The organism is Sphingomonas radicis (genome assembly GCF_051400635.1).
Classification (GTDB): Bacteria; Pseudomonadota; Alphaproteobacteria; order Sphingomonadales; family Sphingomonadaceae; genus Sphingomonas.
This window is the reverse complement of sequence record NZ_JBLFFG010000002.1, coordinates 1,049,078-1,065,234: the sequence shown is the minus strand read 5'-3', so window position 1 is coordinate 1,065,234 and position 16,157 is coordinate 1,049,078. Positions and strand designations below refer to the sequence as shown.

The 16,157-nt window shown below is 65.3% G+C and carries 16 protein-coding genes, 1 tRNA gene and 2 pseudogenes; 7 read left to right on the top strand and 12 right to left on the bottom strand.

Translation table 11 applies throughout. The features are described 5' to 3' along the window. The first annotated feature begins 6 nt into the window (after positions 1 to 6). Together ACMGDH_RS11980 and ACMGDH_RS11975 are read left to right on the top strand one after the other, a co-directional pair. On the top strand, positions 7 to 786 hold the full coding sequence (locus ACMGDH_RS11980) for a class I SAM-dependent methyltransferase (RefSeq protein WP_436828152.1): 780 nt from the start codon (positions 7 to 9) through the stop codon (positions 784 to 786). Between the two features lie 114 nt (positions 787 to 900). Continuing rightward, positions 901 to 2,013: pseudogene (locus ACMGDH_RS11975) on the top strand (sulfatase-like hydrolase/transferase); the annotation flags it as partial. A gap of 264 nt (positions 2,014 to 2,277) precedes the next feature. Here ACMGDH_RS11975 and ACMGDH_RS11970 read toward each other — a convergent pair. From ACMGDH_RS11970 to ACMGDH_RS11925, 10 genes are all read right to left on the bottom strand, one after another. Further along, positions 2,278 to 3,276: a copper resistance protein B gene (locus tag ACMGDH_RS11970; protein ID WP_436828151.1), complete on the bottom strand. Its 999-nt coding sequence runs from the start codon at positions 3,274 to 3,276 to the stop codon at positions 2,278 to 2,280. Then, the gene (locus tag ACMGDH_RS11965) at positions 3,273 to 5,045 is read right to left on the bottom strand and encodes a copper resistance system multicopper oxidase (RefSeq protein ID WP_436828150.1); all 1,773 of its coding nucleotides are present in this window, start codon (positions 5,043 to 5,045) and stop codon (positions 3,273 to 3,275) included. The genes ACMGDH_RS11970 and ACMGDH_RS11965 overlap by 4 nt, the downstream gene beginning before the upstream one ends. A 100-nt stretch (positions 5,046 to 5,145) precedes the next feature. Beyond that, complete coding sequence (locus ACMGDH_RS11960) at positions 5,146 to 5,421, bottom strand: hypothetical protein (RefSeq protein WP_436828149.1); 276 nt, start codon at positions 5,419 to 5,421, stop codon at positions 5,146 to 5,148. A gap of 41 nt (positions 5,422 to 5,462) precedes the next feature. Next, complete coding sequence (locus ACMGDH_RS11955) at positions 5,463 to 5,774, bottom strand: hypothetical protein (RefSeq protein ID WP_436828148.1); 312 nt, start codon at positions 5,772 to 5,774, stop codon at positions 5,463 to 5,465. A gap of 198 nt (positions 5,775 to 5,972) precedes the next feature. Next, positions 5,973 to 6,512: a transcription termination/antitermination protein NusG gene (gene nusG / locus ACMGDH_RS11950; RefSeq protein ID WP_436828147.1), complete on the bottom strand. Its 540-nt coding sequence runs from the start codon at positions 6,510 to 6,512 to the stop codon at positions 5,973 to 5,975. A 10-nt stretch (positions 6,513 to 6,522) separates the two neighbouring features. Further along, the gene (secE, locus tag ACMGDH_RS11945; RefSeq protein ID WP_436828251.1) at positions 6,523 to 6,693 is read right to left on the bottom strand and encodes a preprotein translocase subunit SecE; all 171 of its coding nucleotides are present in this window, start codon (positions 6,691 to 6,693) and stop codon (positions 6,523 to 6,525) included. 172 nt (positions 6,694 to 6,865) lie between these two features. Next, positions 6,866 to 7,444, bottom strand: a complete 579-nt coding sequence (locus ACMGDH_RS11940) for a YqaA family protein (protein WP_436828146.1) — start codon at positions 7,442 to 7,444, stop codon at positions 6,866 to 6,868. 92 nt (positions 7,445 to 7,536) lie between these two features. Beyond that, positions 7,537 to 7,613, bottom strand: a tRNA-Trp gene (locus ACMGDH_RS11935). Positions 7,614 to 7,688: 75 nt separating this feature from the next. Beyond that, positions 7,689 to 10,043 carry a putative bifunctional diguanylate cyclase/phosphodiesterase gene (locus ACMGDH_RS11930; RefSeq protein WP_436828145.1) on the bottom strand — a complete coding sequence of 785 codons (2,355 nt, stop codon included), beginning with the start codon at positions 10,041 to 10,043 and terminating at the stop codon, positions 7,689 to 7,691. 83 nt (positions 10,044 to 10,126) lie between these two features. Beyond that, positions 10,127 to 11,896: a fatty acyl-AMP ligase gene (locus tag ACMGDH_RS11925; protein ID WP_436828144.1), complete on the bottom strand. Its 1,770-nt coding sequence runs from the start codon at positions 11,894 to 11,896 to the stop codon at positions 10,127 to 10,129. A 138-nt stretch (positions 11,897 to 12,034) separates the two neighbouring features. Here ACMGDH_RS11925 and ACMGDH_RS11920 point away from each other — a divergent pair, with 138 nt between their 5' ends. From ACMGDH_RS11920 to ACMGDH_RS11900, 5 genes and pseudogenes are all read left to right on the top strand, one after another. Next, on the top strand, positions 12,035 to 12,556 hold the full coding sequence (locus tag ACMGDH_RS11920; protein ID WP_436828143.1) for a regulatory protein RecX: 522 nt from the start codon (positions 12,035 to 12,037) through the stop codon (positions 12,554 to 12,556). 77 nt (positions 12,557 to 12,633) lie between these two features. After that, positions 12,634 to 13,218: a cold-shock protein gene (locus tag ACMGDH_RS11915; protein ID WP_436828142.1), complete on the top strand. Its 585-nt coding sequence runs from the start codon at positions 12,634 to 12,636 to the stop codon at positions 13,216 to 13,218. Positions 13,219 to 13,273: 55 nt separating this feature from the next. Continuing rightward, positions 13,274 to 13,723 carry a DUF192 domain-containing protein gene (locus tag ACMGDH_RS11910; RefSeq protein ID WP_436828141.1) on the top strand — a complete coding sequence of 150 codons (450 nt, stop codon included), beginning with the start codon at positions 13,274 to 13,276 and terminating at the stop codon, positions 13,721 to 13,723. A 92-nt stretch (positions 13,724 to 13,815) separates the two neighbouring features. Next, positions 13,816 to 14,208 carry an NADH:ubiquinone oxidoreductase subunit NDUFA12 gene (locus ACMGDH_RS11905; protein ID WP_436828140.1) on the top strand — a complete coding sequence of 131 codons (393 nt, stop codon included), beginning with the start codon at positions 13,816 to 13,818 and terminating at the stop codon, positions 14,206 to 14,208. Continuing rightward, positions 14,205 to 14,642, top strand: a pseudogene (locus ACMGDH_RS11900) (DUF2155 domain-containing protein); the annotation flags it as partial. The gene ACMGDH_RS11905 and the pseudogene ACMGDH_RS11900, both read left to right, overlap by 4 nt. Before the next feature lie 35 nt (positions 14,643 to 14,677). Here ACMGDH_RS11900 and aat read toward each other — a convergent pair. After that, positions 14,678 to 15,436, bottom strand: coding sequence for a leucyl/phenylalanyl-tRNA--protein transferase (gene aat / locus ACMGDH_RS11895; RefSeq protein ID WP_436828139.1), 759 nt, complete (start codon positions 15,434 to 15,436; stop codon positions 14,678 to 14,680). A gap of 97 nt (positions 15,437 to 15,533) precedes the next feature. Continuing rightward, positions 15,534 to 15,917 carry a hypothetical protein gene (locus ACMGDH_RS11890; RefSeq protein WP_436828138.1) on the bottom strand — a complete coding sequence of 128 codons (384 nt, stop codon included), beginning with the start codon at positions 15,915 to 15,917 and terminating at the stop codon, positions 15,534 to 15,536. Positions 15,918 to 16,157: the final 240 nt, after the last annotated feature.

Sequence of the window (16,157 nt, the reverse complement as noted above, 5' to 3'; positions counted from 1 at the left end):
CAAGCGATGACCGGCGCCGCCCCGCAACAAACCCGTTCAGCGCTGTTCCGCTACATCGAGAATCTCCAGGGCGATCGGCCCTGGGGATCGTTCCTCGATGCAGGAACCGGCACGCACTCGGCTCGCTGGCTGTCCTCGCTCGTCACTCAGCGCTGGGTCGCAGTGACCGGGGCTACCGCCCATGCCTTGCAGGTCCGCGACGCAGTGGAGCCCGTCCGGCGCGCGCAGGACCGCATCCTCGTCGCCAATTGGGCGGACCCCACGCTCCTTGCCGGCGAGCGGTTCGATACGGTTCTCGCCGATTATCTCCTCGGCGCGGTCGAAGGGTTCGCCCCCCGTTTCCAGTCGACATTGTTCGCGCGGCTTCGCTTGATCACCGGCGGGCGCATCTATCTGGTGGGGCTCGAACCTTATGTGACGCACGATCCCGGCACGCCCGCCGGCCGCGTCATCTGGGAGATCGGCCGCTTCCGCGACGCCTGCCTGCTCCTGACCGGGGAGCGCCCGTACCGCGAATATCCGATGCAATGGGTGCTGGAGCAGATGGAGCGTGCCGGCTTCCGCGTCATCGCCTCGCGCCGTTTCCCGATCCGCTACAAGGCGCGCTTCGTGAACAGCCAGATCGACATGTGCGCTCCGCGGCTGGCGCGGCTCCACGACCGCGGATTGGCGGCCGCGCTCGCCGCGCATGGCGAGCAGCTCCGCACTGCTGCCCTCGAATTCGCCGCCAACGAAGACGGCATCCGCCACGGCCACGACTATGTCATAGCTGCCGAGCCGTGCTGAGAGGGCAAAATTGAAAGGGGTCGCTGCCTCGTGGAGACGCCCGGGCAGCGCGGACATTAACCATTCTTTATCGGCGTAGAGCCATAAGTTCGGCATCCCGAAGCCGGAGACATTATGGAAGCCGTTCTGGCAGCGCCGAGACGATGGACTCGAACAGATGGGCGCCCTTTCCTTGCCTGGGTGGCGGGCTGGATCATCCTTCCTAACATTTGCTTCTGGATTCTGTCGGTCCTCAGCGGCCCTCCGCGTCTCTTTGAAACGCTGGTCATCGGATCGATCGGGCTAGCGCTTCACCGTGCTCCGTTCGTGATCAAGTTCGGCGCATTCCTGGCCGTCATGATTTTCTCGGTGCTTATCTACATCTCGGCGATATTCAATCTGAGCCCGCTCTCTCTGACGCATTCGCTCGAGTTCGCCAGCGAGCTCAATCCGAGTGCGTCGCCGGAGTATATCCTGTGCGGCGCCGCGGCCATCGTGGTTGTATTCGCGGGCTATCGTGTGTTGCGGTGCTCCACCGCGCTCGGTGATCTGCGCGCTATCCTTCTCGCATTCGGCCTCGTGCTTTCTGTCGCGGCGGCTGAGAAGGCGTCGGGCGGGGCCAATCGTGGGTCCTACAAGCGATTTGCGGAGCCGGGTGCGCTGTTCACGTCCGGCGTGGAGCGGAGCGGCTTCGGTCAGCAGCTTACCGACAAGCGCCACCTGATGATCGTCATGGTGGAATCGATGGGCCGGCCCGTGAACCCGCAGGTCCGCCGCCAGCTCGTCGATATCTGGGCCCGGCCTGAAGTACGGCGCCTATACGACGTGACCAGCGGCGCCACCTTGTATTACGGTTCGACCACCAGCGGCGAAATGCGCGAGCTCTGCGGGAGATGGGGCGACTATGCCGAAGTGATGGCGAAGGTGGATCGCACGTGCCTTCCCGCCAGATTGGCGGCGCGCGGCTACCACACCCAGGCATGGCACAGTTTCAAGGGTGAGTTCTTCGATCGCACCCACTGGTACCCCAATATCGGTTTTGCCGAGACGCGATTTGGCGAGCAGTTGCTCGCGGATGGAGCGGAAGAGTGCCCCGGCGTATTTCCCGGCGCCTGTGATCGCGATGTTCCCGCCCAGATAGCCAATGCCCTGAAGCGCGCCAAGGAACCGCAGTTCCTCTACTGGCTCACGGTCAATTCTCACCTTCCGGTGATCAAGGATGAGCGGCTCGGGACGACCGACTGCGCCAAATTCGATCCCGCGCTCGCGGCCGATTTTCCGATGACGTGCCGGATCTTCGAATTATTCGATTCGAGCGGCCGAGCATTGGCACGGGAGATCACGGCCTCGGACTTCCCGACTGCCGACATCCTCATCGTCGGCGATCATATCCCGCCATTTTTCAATCGGCATGATCGGGAGCAATTCACTTCCGATAGCGTCCCCTGGATATTGTTGCGCCGGAAGGCTGCGAACGGCCGTCCGGGCAACGCCCATGATCAGGAGAGGGCATCAGAACCACGCCCTCACGCCGAGTACCAGGCTCCAGCCTCCGGTGTCCTCGCCGTCGCTTCGCCGGAAATCGGCCGTATTGCCGAAGGCGCGTTCATATTGGACACCGGCATAAGGCGCGAACTCGGGCACGAATTCGTATCGCAGGCGCAGGCCGGCCTCGGCGGTGGAAAGGCCCGAGCCCATTCGCAACTCGGGCAGGTCCTGCAGCGTCAATTCCATCGCCGCGTTGGGCTGGAGGATCAGCTTCTGGGTGATGCGTAGATCATATTCACCTTCGATCCGCGCGCTCGCATCGCCCTTTTCGGAAACGAAGGCGGCTGCGTCGAGCTCGAACCAATAGGGGGCGAGCCCCTGCACGCCCAGCACGAGATGGCCGCGGTCGGGTTGCGGCCGGATATCGTAACGGACGCCCGCCTGCAGATCGAAATAGGGCGAGATCGCGTGGCTCCAGAGCGCCTGGACCTCGGCCTTCTCCAGCTGGCCCCCGAAGCTGCCTTCGCCCTGGCTCTTGATCCACAGCTTGTCGATGTCGCCGCCATACCAGAACTGGACATCCTCCCAGGCATAGCCGTTGCGGCCGCCGCGAACCGCCACTTCCAGCTGGTCGATCATGAAGCGCGAGACGGATTGCCCGCCGTGCTCGGTGCGGATCGCCTCGCGCGCCTTCGCCATCTCCGCGGGGGAATAGACGCCATCAGCGGCGTGGAGTGGCCCCGTCGTCGCTTCGGGTGGGGGTGAGGCAGGCGCTGCGGCCTGCGCCGGCATGTCGTGCCCGGCATGCGAATCCGCTGGTGCGGGCATGGTGTGACCGGCATGCGGGTCGGTGGGCGCCGGGGCGGGCTTGGGTGCAGGCGCGGTGTGGCCGGCGTGCGGGTCGGGCTGCGTCTGCGTCTGTTGCCGCTTCTGCGGCTCGGGTGGCCTGCCGTGGCCGGCATGTTGCGCGAGGGCAGGGGCGCTCGTCGCGAGCGCGAGCAGGAGGATCGGCAGGCGAGTCATTGCGCGTCTCCTTCCACCGGACGGACCGACACGACGCGCATCATCCCGGCATGCATGTGGTAGAGAAGATGGCAGTGGAACGCCCAGTCGCCGGGCGCGTCCGCGGTCATGTCGAGCTCGACGATCCCGCCCGGCAGCACATCGACCGTGTGCTTGAGCGGATGATGGCCCGGATGGCCGTTCACCAGCTCGAAGAAATGGCCGTGGATGTGGATGGGGTGCGCCATCATCGTGTCGTTGATCAGCCGGATGCGCACGCGCTCGTCGCGCGCGAAGCGGATCGGCTCGGGGTTCTCGCTGAAGCGCTCGCCGTCGAACGACCACATGAAGCGCTCCATGTTGCCGGTTAGATGGACATCGATGCTGCGTGCCGGCGGCCGCCGATCGGGGTTCGGCGTGAGCGAGACCAGGTCGCGATAGGTCAGCACGCGGTGCGGGACGTTCTCGAGGCCCGTGCCGCGATCACCAGTGCGATCGACAGGCATCATCGCGATATTGTCGACGCCGACACCCACGTCGACGCCGGGAGGAGGGTTCGAACGCGAGTTGGCGGGGCCTTGCCCGCTCCTGGGTTCGCCATGGCCCATTGCCGCGTGATCCATGCCGGGCATAGCGTGGCCGCCAGCGGAGCCGCCCGCGCCATGATCCATTCCCATGTCGCGCATGGTGAGGAGCGGGCGTTCGCGCAGCGGCGGAATTACGGCCCGCATTCCCATGCGTGGGGCCAGCGTCGCTACGCCCATGCCCGATCGGTCGATCGCCTCGGCCACGAAGCTATAGGCGCGGTTCTCGCGCGGGTGCACGATCACATCATAGGTTTCCGCAGCGGCGATCCGGAACTCGTCGGTCTCGATGGGCCGCACATTCTGTCCATCCGTGGCGACCACCGTCATCGCCAGATCGGAGATGCGCACGTTGAAAATCGACTGGGCAGCCGCATTGATGATGCGCAGCCGCACCCGCTCGCCCGGCGCGAATAGTCCCGTCCAGTTCTCCTGCGGGCCCTGGCCGTTGATCAGATAGGTGTAGGTGGTGCCCGTCACGTCGAGGATGTCGGTCGGGTCCATCTGCATCTGTGCCCACATCACCCGATCGGCGGCTCGCATGCGATGCTCGGGATCGCCGCTCAGTCGGCCGGCCAGCGTCATCCGTTGCCGGTTGAAATAGCCGCCCTGCTGCTTGAGCTTTCGGAAGATCGTGTGCGGATGCAGGAAGCTCCAGTCCGAGAGCACGATCACGTGCTGCCGATCATAGCGGATGGGATCCGCGCCCGCCGGGTCGATGACGATCGGCCCGTAATGCCCCATCTGTTCCTGCAGGCCCGAATGGCTGTGATACCAATAGGTGCCGCTCTGGCGGACGGGGAATTCGTAGACGAAGGTCTCCCCCGGCCGAATGCCCGGGAAGCTGATCCCGGGCACGCCGTCCATCTGGAAGGGCAGCAGCAGCCCGTGCCAGTGGATCGAAGTGTCCTCGTGGAGGGTGTTGGTCACGGCGATGCGCGCCTTCTGCCCCTCGCGTAGATGGAGCAGCGGCGCGGGGAGGGTGCCGTTAACTGTCACGGCATGGCCGGTCCTGCCCCCTGTGGGGAAGGCGGAATGGCCCACGGTCAGCCGGATCTCCTCGCCCGAAAGCGTGGGCATGCCGGGCACGGGGCCTGCCGAGCCGCTGCGTGCCCATGCGGGGAGCAGACCCTGCAGGCCCAGCGCCGCACCGCCCAGCGCGACGCCCGTCAGCAGGCGGCGTCTGCCCATATCGAAGCTGTTCATCGTGAATGGTCCTTGGCCACAGCGCGGCCTTTCTGATCGCTGGAAGGGGAGTGGCGTCGGCCGCGCGACACGCGTCCGGCGCCACCCTCATGTGCGCCGTCTAGTGGCCCTGGTGGGACTGCGGCGCAGGGGCTGCCTTCTGCTTGGGATTGCAGCAGGTTTTGCCGTCTTCCTTCTTGCAGCAATCGGCCTTGGCCGCTTTCTCGCCCTTCTCCGCGCAGCAGTCGGCAGTCATGTCATGGCCCACGTGCGGGTCGTGTTGGCCGGATTGCTGGCTAGTCTGATGGCCTTGATGCTGTCCAGCATCCGCGGTCTGTGCGGCAGCCGGCAGCGGCGCTACCGCAAGGGCAGCCGCCATAATGAGCAAATATTGCATGTCGTACTCCGACGTTTGAATCCGTTGTGGCTGGTTCAACGTCAGACGAGGCGTGGGGGCGGAAGCTCCATTTCCGGGTGCAGGCCGGCAAGCCAGGCCTGCAACGGCAGCGGCGGGCGCGCAGCCGGGACGAGGGGCTGGTAGTCGGGCCCGGATTGCACCGACGGCAGGACGCTGCACGCGATCATACAGTCCAGCGCGACAGTCGGCGTCGCGGGCGCCTTTTCTTTGGCCATGTCCGAACAATGGTCGGACGGCATGGACATGCCATGCATGCGCGCATCGTCAGCACGTGGCGCCGGTGCCGCCATAGCCGCGTGCCCGCCCGACATGCCGATCACTACGAAAAGCATGGCAAAGAGCGTCAAAACCCGCAGAAGACGCGCTCGCGACATGCTCCGAAGATATACCGTGCCTGGATCGGGTGCAACGCCGGTTCGTTGCTGACGGCCCGAAGGCGGTCGAAACTCAGAGCAATGGAGACTGTCCAAAACGAAGAAGGCCGGAGCTTCCGCCCCGGCCTCTTTGTAATCCAATACCTCTCGGGGGGCTTACTTCACCCGTTCGACGTCCTCGAAGCCCAGCTCCAGCGGAGTCGCGCGGCCGAAGATCGAGATCGAAACCTTCACGCGGTTCTTGTCGTAGTCGAGCTCCTCGACCACGCCCGAGAAGGTCGCGAAGTTGCCGCTGGTCACCTTCACCGTGTCGCCGATGTCGTAATCGACCTTCATCTTCGCCTTGGGCGAAGCGGCGGCGGCCTCTTCCTTGGTGTTGAGGATGCGCGCGGCTTCGGCCTCGCTGATCGGCTGGGGCTTGCCCGAGCTGCCCAGGAAGCCGGTCACCTTCGGGGTGTTCTTCACCAGGTGATAAACGTCGTCGTTCATCTCGAGCTTGGCGAGGACATAGCCCGGGAAGAACTTGCGCTCCGATTGGACCTTCTTGCCGCGGCGGACCTCGGTCACCGTCTCGGTCGGCACTTCGACGGCCTCGACCAGGCGATCGAGCCCCATGCGGGTCGCGTCGGCCAGAATCTGGTCGCGGACCTTGCCCTCGAAACCCGAATAGGCGTGGATGATGTACCAGCGCGCCATCTTATATCCCTTATTGCGCGAGGCTGAGCAGGAAGCGCACGACCGCGTCGAAGATCGCGTCGACCCCAAGGAAGAACACGCCGAGCAGGCTCGCCATGATCAGCACCATGACCCCGGTCATGATGGTCTCCTTGCGCGACGGCCACACCACTTTCGCGGTCTCGGCCTTCACCTGCTGCATGAACTGGATCGGATTGGTCTTCGCCACTGCGGCAGCCTCACATGAAAACGCTGTTCCTCGGCGGGGCATAGGTCCGCCGCCGCTCCCTAGCAAGGGATCGGCGCGTTCCATCACCACTGTCGGAATGGGTCAGCTATCTAGCGAGGCGCCGGGGACAAGGCAAGCACCTGCCTCACAGATATGCCACCGCCGCGAATCCCCCCACCAGCAGGATCAGGAACCCCCAGGCGAAGAGATTGAGCCGTTCCTCGATGAAGGCCTGGACAGGCTCGCCGAAGCGCCTGAGCAGTGCGGCGATGATGAAGAATCGTGCGGCGCGGGTGATCGTCGCCAGGATCACGAACAGTGGAAAATTGAAGGCGAAGAAGCCGCTTGCGAGCGTGACGAGCTTGAAGGGGATGGGAGTGAGCCCCTTGAGCAGGATGATCGCGGCGCCGTAATTGGCATAGCCGTGGCGGAGCTGCTCGATTCTGGCTTCCATATGGTAGACGCCGACCAGCCACTGGCCGACCGAGTCCCACAGGAAATAGCCGATCGCATAGCCGAAGATGCCGCCGGCGATCGACGCGGCGGTGCAGACGGCGGCGATGAGATAGGCCTGCTCGCGGCGCGCGAGCACCATCGGCACCAGCATCACGTCCGGCGGGATAGGGAAGAAGCTGCTCTCGGCAAAGGAGACGATGCCCAGGCTGCGCAGCGCGTGCCGGTGGTGGGCGAGCCGCAGCACCCAGTCGTACATTGGACGGAACATGTATTCTCCCCGCGAGGTTCGGCGCCTGTTAACGCGCTTTTGTGCGCGCGCGAAGGCGTCTTGCGGCGAAGAGCTACGAAGGAGGCGAGGAATGGCAGGGGCGCTCGGATTCGAACCGAGGGCCTTCGGTTTTGGAGACCGACGCTCTAACCAGCTGAGCTACGCCCCTAACGGAGGGCGGATGTAGCGAGGGTTTATCGGGGGAGCAACCGCAAATCCTGCCGGAGTCCCCACGAAGATCGCATCACGCTGCGACGCTGTTTCCGTCCACCGGGCCGCTGGCGAGCGCGCGCGCTTCGAGCACCGGGAGGGGGCGCCCGAAATAATAGCCCTGCACCTTGGTGCAGCCGAGCTGCTGGACCATCAGATGCTCTTCCTCGGTCTCCACTCCCTCGGCGGTAGTGGCCATTCCCAGGCTGTCGGCAAGCGCGACCACGGCGCGGATGATCGCGATCGCCTCCTTGGTGCCCTTGGACGCGCCCTGGACGAAGCTGCGGTCGATCTTGATCGAGCTGAACCGCGTGTGCGCGAGATAGCCGAGCGAGGAATAGCCGGTACCGAAATCGTCGAGGCTGAGGCGTACGCCAAGGTCCATGATCTTCTCGAGCACCTGTACCGCCGCAGTGCCTTCGCGCATGAACACGCTCTCGGTGACTTCGAGCTCGAGGCGCTCAGGTGCCAACCCCGACTGGCCGAGCGCCTGCGCGACCACGCTGACGAAGGCGGGGTTGTGGAGCTGCTCGGGGCTCACATTGACCGCTACGCGCGCAGGAATTTCCCAGCGTGCGGCCTCGTCGCACGCTGTCCTGAGCACCCATTCGCCGATCGGCGCGATCAGCCGCGCTTCTTCGGCCAGCGGCACGAACTTTGCGGGAGAGACATTGCCGAACTCGGGATGCGACCAGCGCAGCAGTGCCTCGAATCCGGTGAGCGCGCCCGAGCCGGCATCGACGACGGGCTGGTAGACGAGGGTCAGCTCGCCATTCTCGACTGCGTTGCGCAGTGCCATTTCGAGCACGCGGCGTTCCTCGGCCGCCATGTGGAGCTGGGGCTCATAGGCGTGGAACATCCCGCCGCCAGCATCCTTAGATCGATAGAGCGCGAGATCGGCCGAACGGATCAGCATCTCGGCAGTGCGCCCGTCCCGGGGGCCGATCGCCACGCCCACCGAGCAGCCGATGTAGAGCGTGTGCTGATCCACCTCATACGGCTTCGACAGCGTGTCGATGATCGTTTTGGCGAGCCGCTCGATCCGGGCGGTATCGGTCGCATCGCGCACGACGACGGCGAACTCGTCGCCACCCAGCCGCCCGATCATCTCGTTCTCGGTCATCAGCAGGTTGAGCCGTTCGGAGACACGGCCGAGCAGCCGGTCGCCCACCGGATGGCCGAGCGTGTCGTTCACCGCCTTGAAGCGATCGAGGTCGATCATCATGAAGGCGCAGCGCGAGCCCCATTTCTCGGCCTCGGCCATCGCGCGCATCAGCGCCTCGTTGATCAGCAGCCGATTGGGAAGGCCGGTGAGCGTGTCGAACCGCGCCATCTTGCTGATCTGGTCTTGCGACCGGCGCTGCTCGGTAACGTCCGATCCCACCCCGCGGAAGCCCGAGAAGGCGCCGCGTTCGTCGAACCGCGGCGAAGCGGACATCTCCCACCAGCGCTCCTCGCCGTTCACATAGACGGGGAGCAGCAGATCGCTGAACGATTCGCGCTGCTTGAGCTTCTCGGCGAGCGCGCGCAGCCCGGGAGCGAAGTTACCCGAATCCCACGTGGGGCCGGCGAGGATCTGGAGGAAGGCGGTGCCGTTGATCGTCTTGGGGTCAGCGCCCAGCGAGACCGCGAAGCGGGGGGTGGCCCGGACGACCCGGCGCTGCGCGTCGATCTCCCACAGCCAATCGGCGCCCGAATCCTCGAACTCGCGCAGTAGCAGGCTCACGGTCTCGTCGCGCTCGGCGAGCGCCGTCTCGCTCATCCGGATGACGACGAGTGCTTTGCTCCGTCCGAAGGTGGCGACCGCAAGTAGTAGTGTGAACAGCGCGGCTGCGGCGGCGAGCAGGGGGCTGGCGATCAGCGTGACGACGATCGCGGCACCGACCGCCGAGATGAAGAGCATTGTCGCGAGCGGGAGCGCGGCCATGCCAATGGCCGATGCGGTCATCAGCGCCGAGAGCACGATCCACAGCCCAAGCGCGCCGGCGGGATCGACGAGACGGCCGAACGCCAGCGGGGCAATCGACCAGACCAGACCCAGTATCAAACCCTCGATCGCCGTATCGCGCACCTCCGCAAGCGAAGCGCTCACGGACGTGCGGATGCGCTTCGCGCGGCGGCGAACGGCGACGCCGCCCGCCACTATCACTACGAGGATGCACCAGCTCGCGAGCTGCCAGAGCGACACGTGCGGCGTCAGAATCAACGCAGTCAGCGCCGCGCTCAGCAGATTTGCGGCCAGCATGAACAGCGCGAACCGGTTGCCGGCGTGCAGTTGCGCGGCGCGAATCGGTCCCCAATCCGTCGTATCCGGCGGATCGTGGAGCCCGAGCAGCGCCCGCGTATCGATACGCGGCCTGGCAAATTGCGAGGTCGTCTGGCTGGTCACGCGCCAGACATAGACGCGCGTTGGTTAGCGAGAGGTTAGAGCCGCGGCTATTTTATCCGGCCCCGCAAAAGGGCGCGGATAGCTCAGGCGGCGATGTCGTAGGGCTTGATTTCGCCGGCGAGATACAGGTTGCGGGCCTTGGCACGCGAAAGCTTGCCCGAGCTGGTACGCGGCAAGGTGCGAGGCGGCACGAGCTCGATCACGCAATTCATGCCGGTGACCGAGCGCACTCGATCGCGGATCTCGTCGCGAAGGCGCACGCGCTCGGCCTCGTCCGAAGTGCGGCACTGGACGAGCACTGCGGGGGTCTCCTCGCCGCCGGGCGTCGTGATCGCGAACGCTGCGACATCTCCCTGCTTGAACGCCGGCAGCTGCTCCACGGCCCATTCGATATCCTGGGGCCAATGGTTCTTGCCGTTGATGATGATCATGTCCTTGGCACGGCCGACGATATAGACGTAACCGTCTGAAATATATCCCATGTCGCCGGTATCGAGCCAGCCGTCCTTCATGCAGGCGGCGGTAGATTCGGGATCGCGGAAGTAGCCGACCATCACGCTCGGCCCGCGGCACCAGACCTTGCCGATCGCCTTTTCGGGAAGCGGCGTGCCGTCTTCCTCGCGGATCTCGACTACCATGTCCTTGACCGGCTTGCCGCAGTTGACGATCGCGCGGAAGCGCTGTGGGCGCCCGGCGCCGTGGCTGCCGCCCGAAAGCTGTGTCTCTTCCACGAGCTCGACGACGATTCCCTCGCCAGGGGGCATGATCGAGACTGCCAGAGTCGCCTCGGCCAGGCCATAGCTCGGCAGGAATGCGGTCGCCTTGAAGCCGGCGTCGGCGAAAGCATCGACGAACGACTGCATCACGTCAGGCCGGATCATGTCGGCGCCGTTGCCCGCGACGCGCCAGCGGCTGAGGTCGAAGCGGTCCGAAGCCTTGGTCTGGCTCGACATGCGGCGCGCACAGATATCATAGCCGAAGGTGGGCGAGTAGGAGAGGGTGGTGCCCTGGTTCCGCGTGATCAGGTCCAGCCAGGCGAGCGGCCGGCGTGCGAAATCCTCGGTCTTGAGATAGTCGGTCGAGACTTGGTTCGCGACCACCGAGAGGAAGCAGCCGACCAGGCCCATGTCATGGTACCAGGGGAGCCAGGAGACGCAGCGATCGTTCGCCTGGAGCCTCATGCCGTGGCTATGCGCCGACAGGTTGTTGAGCAGCGCATGGTGGGTGATCGCGACTCCGTGCGGGAAGCGCGTCGAGCCGCTCGAATATTGAAGGTAGGCGACATCGCCGGTCTTCGCTTCGGGCAGCGCCGTCTCGGTCGCCGGTCGCTGGCCGAACTCGGACCAGTCGATCCCCTCGACGTTCGACAGCCGCGCCGCTTCCTCGCACATCCCGCCGATCTCGGGCGGGAAGATCAACATGCTGGGATCGCAGCTCTGGAGCTGCACGCGAAGCTGGTCGATATAGGATTGGGCGCCGCCGAAGCTGGTCGGCAGCGGCAGCGGCACCGGCCAAGCGCCGGCATAGACCACGCCGAAGAACAGCGAGGCGAACTCCGGGCCGGTCTCGGCGATCAGCGCAATCCGGTCCTGCGGCTTCACGCCTGCGGCGATGAGGCGGTGGGCCTGGGCGATCGCGTCACGGCGAAGATCGGCGAAAGGATAAGGATGCGCCAGATTTCCGCGTGCATCGTGGAAATTGAGCCCGCGCCGGCCCTGCGCCGCATAATCGAGCGCTTCGCCCAACGTCCCGAAATCCGCGAAACGGCGCGGCAAGTTATCCTCGGTGGGCGTGGGAGCGAGCGTGCTCCCCGCAGCGATGATGTCGAGCGATCCCGTGTCTTCCAACGTCATTCTTATTCTCGTGCCCCTGTGAGGTAACAGGCCTTGTCCCCACATGCGTCTAAACGCGTTGGCTCTGCTACGCACTATCGTTCAAAATCAGTTGGCACTGTGGCACAATCATGGCGCATGCCCCGCTCACACCGCCCCATGGTTCCTCTCGAAGCCGCCGATCTCGAACGGCTGGCGTTGCGTTATGTCGAGCGATACGCAACGACAAGGGGGCGGCTCGCGACCTATCTCGCAAGCAAGATCCGGGAGCGTGGCTGGTCCGGCGAGAGCGCTCCGGACCTCACGGCACTCGCTGAGCGGATGGCCGAGCTCGGCTATGTCGACGACCGGGGCTTCGCCGATGCGAAGGCGAATGCGATGGCGCGGCGGGGCCTGGGAGCGCGACGCGTGGCCGAGGCGCTGCGTCACGCGGGAGTGGAGAGTGCCGATGCCGCGGCGCTGGCGCCCGATATCGAAGCGCGGGCGGCCACGAGCGCGCTCGCCTTCGCACGGCGCAAGCGAATAGGTCCGTTCGGCGCCGAAGTTCCCGACAAGGCGCAGCGCGAGAAACAGCTCGCCGCAATGCTCCGTGCCGGCCACTCCTTTGATCTCGCTCGCAGGATCGTCCGCATGGCGCCGGGGGAAGACGTTGATATGCTTGCTGTCTCTCAGTGGGACTGAGGGCGTGGCGAAAGATACAAAGCAATTCCCATCGCTGGAAATGCTGTGTTAATGTCGCGGGCTTGGGGGTAAAGAAAATGCGTGCTGACCCACAGCTTGCGGCAAATGACTATGCGGTCGGGCCGGTGGAGAGTGAAGCTTGCGGCGCCGAGACGGGATCGGAGGGCGAGGTCCATTCGGGCGTCGTCAAATGGTTCGACGTTACGCGCGGATTCGGCTTTTTGGTCGCCGATGATCCGGCGATCGGCGACATATTGATCCATTTCACCGTCCTTCAGGAGCACGGCCGCCGGAGCCTTCCCGAGGGTGCCCGTGTGGAATGCGTCGCGGTGAAGCGCCAACGCGGGCTCCAGGCGAAGGAGATCCGCTCGATCGACCTGAGCGAAGCCATCGAACCGCCGAAGCGACCGGCGGAACGCGGCGATCGCCTCAAACTCATTTCGTCCGCGGGACCGTTCGAGCCGGTGACGGTCAAATGGTTCAATCGTCTCAAGGGCTATGGATTCCTGGTGCGCGACGCCGACTCCGCCGATATATTCGTCCATATGGAGACGCTGCGGCGCGGAGAGGTCGAAGAGGTCGAACCCGGCCAACCGCTTCGGGCACGCATCGTCGAAGGCGAAAAAGGGCCGCTTGCGGTGGCGGTCGAAAGGACCAGCTGAGACGATGATGTTCGTGCGTGGTTGTGCAGCGGCGATTGCCGCAGCGGCTCTTCTCGTGTCCGGCGCATGCAAGGGGGACGCCGGAGCCAGCAGCACCGCGGCGCAGAATGCAGCCACCAAGCTCCAGGTGACGGTCCAGACGCGCTCGGGCCCGCGGCAGTTCAACGTCGAGGTGGCGCGTACGGCCGCCGAGCAGGAGCGCGGGCTGATGTTCCGCACCGACATCCCGGCCGACGGCGGGATGATCTTCGCGCCCTATCCGGCCGACGGCGGCGGCCCGCGCGAGGCGAGCTTCTGGATGAAGAACACGCCGAGCTCGCTCGACATCATCTTCATCCGTCCCGACGGGACGATCGCGAGCATCGCGGAGAACACGATTCCCTTCTCGGAGGAACCCTCGCGCTCGGGCGAGCCCGTGAGCGCGGTGCTCGAAATCAAGGGCGGCAAGTCGGCCGAGCTCGGCATCGCCCCCGGTGACAAGGTGACCTGGCCGGGCCAGCGATGATCCGGTGCGGCGACGTATCGTGCTGCTGCGCTCCCTGAAACCGGCGGTGGTTTCGATTGCCTCCGCTGATTGCCGGGGCTAATCCCGCGCGCATGAGCCTGAATCGCAATCCCTTCACTTGGTGGAACGGCGCCACTTTCGGCACCTGGCTTGGTCTGCGTGGCAAGACCAAGGTGGGCGAGGACGCGCTCGGCAATATCTATTGGCAAGGCGGCAAGGACCCGAACGGCCTCACGCGCCGCTGGGTAATCTACAAAGGCTCGAACGACGCGAGCCGGATCTCGCCCGAGTGGTTCAGCTGGCTCCACCACCAGATCGACGACGTGCCCGATCGGGCACTGCCGCCGCAGCGGGAATGGGAAAAGCCGTGGGAGGCCAACCAGACCGGTACGCGGATGGCATACAAGCCGTCGGGCGCGCTCGAGGCGGGCGGGCACCGTGCGCGCTCCACCGGCGACTACGAGGCCTGGACTCCCGACGCATGAGCCTGCGGCCCGGGCATGCGGCAGCGGTGATGCTGTTGGCGCTGACGATCGGGGCCTGCTCGGGCGGCGACCAGCCGGCCAACAACAGCGCGGACGATATCGTCATCCCCGGCACCGCGCCCGGCGCCAGGACCGATGGCAGTGCCGAGCTGGTGACGACCGATCCCGACAGCAGCATCCTCAACGCCGCCGCGACGCCGATGAACGAGCGCGAGGCGGTGCTGGGGCTGCTCAACAAGCGCAATGGCGAGTCGCGCGAGTTCAAGCTGAAGCCCGGCCAGGCCGCGCGGATCGGCGACGTGATCGTGCGGCTGCGCGCCTGTGATCGCACCGCACCCTGGGAAGCCGATCAGCTCACCGGCGCCTTCGTGCAGGTCGACGTGCTTGAGCTCGACAAGAAGTGGCACCGAGTCTTCTCGGGCTGGCTCTACAAGGAACGGCCCGCGCTCAACGTGGTGCAGCACCCGATCTACGACGTCTGGCCCAAGAGCTGCGCGATGACTTTCCGCGACAGCGGCCCCGATACCGAGCCGGCACCTGGGGCTGGCGGAGGCGGGGGCGGAGGCAACCGATCGAGCGCGAGCCAATCGCCGTCGACCGAAGGCGCACCGACTGAAATCCCTGCGGCAGAATCCCCGAGCGCCGCGCCCAGCAACGCGACATAATCGTCGCGCGGAATCTCGATCGCGCCCAATGATCCCAGGTGATCGGTCTGGAACTGGCAATCGAGAAGCGTGAACCCGCCGGCCTTCAGCCTCGCGACCAGATGGGCGAAGGCGACCTTAGACGCGTCGCGCACCCGCGTGACCATCGATTCGCCGAAGAAGGCGCGGCCGAGCGCCAGGCCATAGAGCCCGCCCGCCAGCTCATCCCCGATCCAGCATTCGATCGAATGGGCGAATCCCTGGTGATGCAGCTCGGTGAAGACGCGCTCGATCGGGCCGTTGATCCAGGTGTCGGGCCGGTCGGGTGCCGATTGCGCGCAGAGTTGAAGGATGCGCTCGAATGTCTGGTCGGTCGTGACGCGGAAGCGTTCCGCCAGGATCGTCTTCCGCAGCGAGCGCGACAGGTGGAAGCGATCGAGCGGCAGGATACCGCGCAGCTTGGGCTCGACCCAATAGACGCTGGCGGCCTGGCGATGATCCGCCATCGGGAAGACGCCCATCGCATAGGCGCGCAGCACGAGGCCGGGGTCCAGCTCGAGTGGAGGGGGGAGGCGATGGCTCATCGGCGCGGACTCGGGGCCATGCCGCACGGTGCCATGAAAAAGGGCCGGCGGGAAAGCCCGCCGGCCCTTTGGGATTGAAAGAGAATCTGCGGCCGGATCAGGCGCGGCAGGTCTTGGGCTCCTTGCCCGGCAGCGTGACGGTGACGTTCTTGGGCGTTCCGGTCAGCTTGTAGCCGCCTTCGGCCTCGAACGGCTGGCCTGGCTCAGGCGCCTTGAGCATGGTCGCACTGCCGCCCTTTTCGGTGCGGAGCTGGACCTGCTTGTCGCCCTGGAAGAAGTCAACGAAGACCAGGCTGTTGTCGCCGCAGCGCAGCGAAGCGCTAGAGGCGATAGCGGGTGGGAGCTCGACCGGAGCGGCATTGGCCAGCTGCGAGGCCATGGGATCCGGAGCGGTGCTGGTGACTTCCTCGGCCTGGGGCTTGCAAGCGGCAAGCGAAACGAGCGCGAGGGCGGCGAGGGCGAAAACGGGGGTGTTATTCATAGCGGACGTCGCTTTTCCTCAGACATTATCAACCGTCAAGCGGAATCGAGATACAAGGTAACATAATTTCGGTGCTATTATTGTGCAACGCAATAATTGTGCGGTGCGGTGCACCGGCCGCGAATCATTGCGTCGTCCCCCGCGAATCTGCGCGTGCCTTGGCGCAAATTCATTTCAGTAATGCGACTGAGGCATTTCCCTCTGTGCCGGATCGGAACATCGTTTGGCTTGACCCGACAG